This is a genomic window from Pseudomonas floridensis, from assembly GCF_002087235.1.
GTDB lineage: Bacteria > Pseudomonadota > Gammaproteobacteria > Pseudomonadales > Pseudomonadaceae > Aquipseudomonas > Aquipseudomonas floridensis.
This window is the reverse complement of the sequence record NZ_MUIO01000183.1, coordinates 1-2,486: the sequence shown is the minus strand read 5'-3', so window position 1 is coordinate 2,486 and position 2,486 is coordinate 1. Positions and strand designations below refer to the sequence as shown.

The following is a 2,486-nucleotide window of genomic DNA, read 5'->3' as shown; positions in this document are numbered from 1 at the left end:
GGGGGCGATGGTGCAAAAGGGGGAGCAACGCTATCAAATGATGTTTTAGTCGAAGCGCGTATTGGCAATGGTACGAAGGGGCAAGGTAGCGGAAATAAAGTAGACCAACTTCCGAACCAACAAGTTGTTGGGGCTGACGGAAAACCAATGCCGGTGTACTCAAAGAAGCCCAATGGCCCTTATGCCACACAAGAATTTCCATCGACTCCAGTTGCGCATGGTTTTCCCGATATTGTCGATAACTATGCAAGCAGCGCGACTAAATTTTCACTCAACAACGGCTCGTCGCTTTACCAAGCATCAGGTAGCTACAATGGTGTAGTGGGTAGGTTTGAATGGATTGTAGATCCGAAGTTGGGCGGTGTAACACACAGAATGTTCGTGCCAAATGGAACTGTTAACGGTATACCGGTGAAACCATGATTCAAACAGTCTTTGAACGAATTGCCAAACATGGCTTGACTGACTGGGCCGTTGTGCTCCAGGGCGTCTGTGGTATTCCTTGTCTTTTGGGACGCTTGCCAGCGTTTTGTGTGGAAAATTTTGCAACCGCTGAACTTGAAAAGGTGGCTGGGAATAATCCCTTGCTTGATGTGATTGTTAGCTTGGCTAACGATAGTGATCTGCCTTTATCTGAGCTATGCCCGCTGTTGCAAAAAGTGAGTGAGTTTCAAAATGCGGATATGCAACGAGCCAGGAAAATATGGCGAGCTGTTGCGTTGGAAGAACTTCTAACAAACCTAGACCCGGACCCGCTCTATGGGTTGATAAAATTTTCTGAGTTTTGGTCAAGTTGGGAGTGGCCTGCTGACGCTCCACTGTCGATGACTCCTGGTGCGATGACTTTACCAGAGCATCAATACCACTCTGCATCAAACTATGATTACGTTGTCCATGAACATGAGCAATGGTTGAAAGATGAACTGGCTGTTTTGAACTGTAGAAAAGTTCCGACCTGATCTGTCAATCTCGACACCGGCCTTGCACCGGTGTTTTTTATCTGTCACTGCAAGACTTCCCTTCCTTCGCTGCTCGCCTTGGTCGTTGCCTGAGCAATCAGGGCGTCGAGCATCTGCGCAACGAATTTCTGTTGGCTCTTGGGCAGTTGGTCGATGGCTTCCAATTGCTGTTGCCATTTCGGAGCCGGGCCACGCTTACGCATAGTGGTTTCCTGCTGCTGACCAAACAGCTCTTCGAGTGTGGCTGCAAGCATCGGGCCAGTTCTGGCAGAGCCGCTACCTGAATACGCCGCTTGCCGGACTCATAGGCTTGGATAGTCTGCTGGGACACGCCCAGCCGTTCAGCCAGTTGGGTTTGGGTGATGCAGTGTTCTTTGCGCAGGCGGGCAATGCGCTCGCCCAGGGCAATGAAAAATTCACGTTCTTCGCTCGTGATGCTCATGGCTGTCGTCGACGCGATCTGTAATAGGATAGCCATAACGTACTCCATGGTTTACCACTACTAGTTGTAAAAACTACTATCGGTGGTATATTGCCGTCGAGTTGTTTTTGCTTTTCCCTCTTGACAGCTTTTTGGAGAAAACCCGATGGCCCGCATCCCCGAAGCCGAACTGGAACGCCTCAAGCGTGAGGTGTCACTGCTTTGGCTGCGGGGCTGCTGGTTCGGTGATCGATTGGGTGATGAAAACCCAAGGCGTGTCGTTGCCTCACGCAGTCCAACTGCTGCGCAACGACGCGCCGCTGGAGAACACGGAAAAAGTCGGTGTGACACGCAGCCACGCTCGACACCTCCCTTCTTTAGCTGCGGGCTCTTCTGATCTTGAAGCCGCGGCGCTGCTGCGTTCGGTGGCCGAGTTCTATCACGCCAATTTCAAACAATCTCCCGAAGCACTGGCCTATCTGGAATCTCGCGGCCTGAACCATCCCGAGCTGATCGAACATTTTCAACTCGGCTATGCCAATAAAACCCTGACGTATCGCTTGCCCGCAGGGCATACCCAGGCGGGTCGGCAGGTGCGACAGCACCTGCAAGACTTAGGGGTTTTGCGTTCTACCGGACACGAACATTTGAACGGTTGTCTGGTCGTGCCGGTGCTGGGTCTAGAGGACGGCGCGCAGCCGGAGCAGGCAGGGCGAGTGATGCAGCTTTACGGACGGCGGATGCAGCCGAACAATAAAATTCCGGCCAACCAGTCCCGGCATATGTACCTGGCCACGCCGTTGCGCGGGGTTTGGAACGAAGCGGCGCTGCTGGCCAGCCTGGAAATTATTCTCTGTGAGTCGCTGATCGACGCCATGACCTTTTGGTGTGCGGGTTTTCGCAACGTCATCAGCGCTTATGGCGTGAGCGGTTTTTCTCAAGATCACTGGCAGGCTGAAACACCACAGCACCCAGCGGGTCATCATTGCTTTTGATCGGGACTCAGCGGGAGACGCAGCGGCAGAGAAACTGTCCAAGGAACTGCGCTCTGCCGAATGGATGCGCGTGCTGCCAGTCTGATGAGAGTTGATTTTGCTGAAAACACC

At 52.7% G+C, this 2,486-nt stretch carries 5 protein-coding genes and 1 pseudogene; 5 read left to right on the top strand and 1 reads right to left on the bottom strand.

Features of this window, described 5'->3' with window-relative positions; genetic code table 11:
• A pseudogene (locus BZK31_RS27895) lies at positions 1 to 423 on the top strand (DUF637 domain-containing protein); the annotation flags it as partial.
• The gene (locus BZK31_RS27890; protein WP_083186404.1) at positions 420 to 959 is read left to right on the top strand and encodes a DUF2247 family protein; all 540 of its coding nucleotides are present in this window, start codon (positions 420 to 422) and stop codon (positions 957 to 959) included. The pseudogene BZK31_RS27895 and the gene BZK31_RS27890, both read left to right, overlap by 4 nt.
• 97 nt (positions 960 to 1,056) lie before the next feature.
• Here BZK31_RS27890 and BZK31_RS30745 read toward each other — a convergent pair whose 3' ends face one another.
• The gene (locus BZK31_RS30745; protein ID WP_425273309.1) at positions 1,057 to 1,308 is read right to left on the bottom strand and encodes a helix-turn-helix domain-containing protein; all 252 of its coding nucleotides are present in this window, start codon (positions 1,306 to 1,308) and stop codon (positions 1,057 to 1,059) included.
• Here BZK31_RS30745 and BZK31_RS30220 point away from each other — a divergent pair.
• From BZK31_RS30220 to BZK31_RS30740, 3 genes are all read left to right on the top strand, one after another.
• Positions 1,270 to 1,425, top strand: coding sequence for a hypothetical protein (locus BZK31_RS30220; RefSeq protein ID WP_244182754.1), 156 nt, complete (start codon positions 1,270 to 1,272; stop codon positions 1,423 to 1,425). The two genes, BZK31_RS30745 and BZK31_RS30220, sit on opposite strands and share 39 nt — an antisense overlap.
• A 161-nt stretch (positions 1,426 to 1,586) precedes the next feature.
• Positions 1,587 to 2,375, top strand: a complete 789-nt coding sequence (locus BZK31_RS27880; RefSeq protein WP_279628827.1) for a CHC2 zinc finger domain-containing protein — start codon at positions 1,587 to 1,589, stop codon at positions 2,373 to 2,375.
• Entirely contained in the window at positions 2,323 to 2,460 is a 138-nt protein-coding gene (locus tag BZK31_RS30740) for a toprim domain-containing protein (protein WP_083186366.1), read from the top strand. Before BZK31_RS27880 ends, BZK31_RS30740 begins: the two co-directional genes overlap by 53 nt.
• Positions 2,461 to 2,486: the final 26 nt, after the last annotated feature.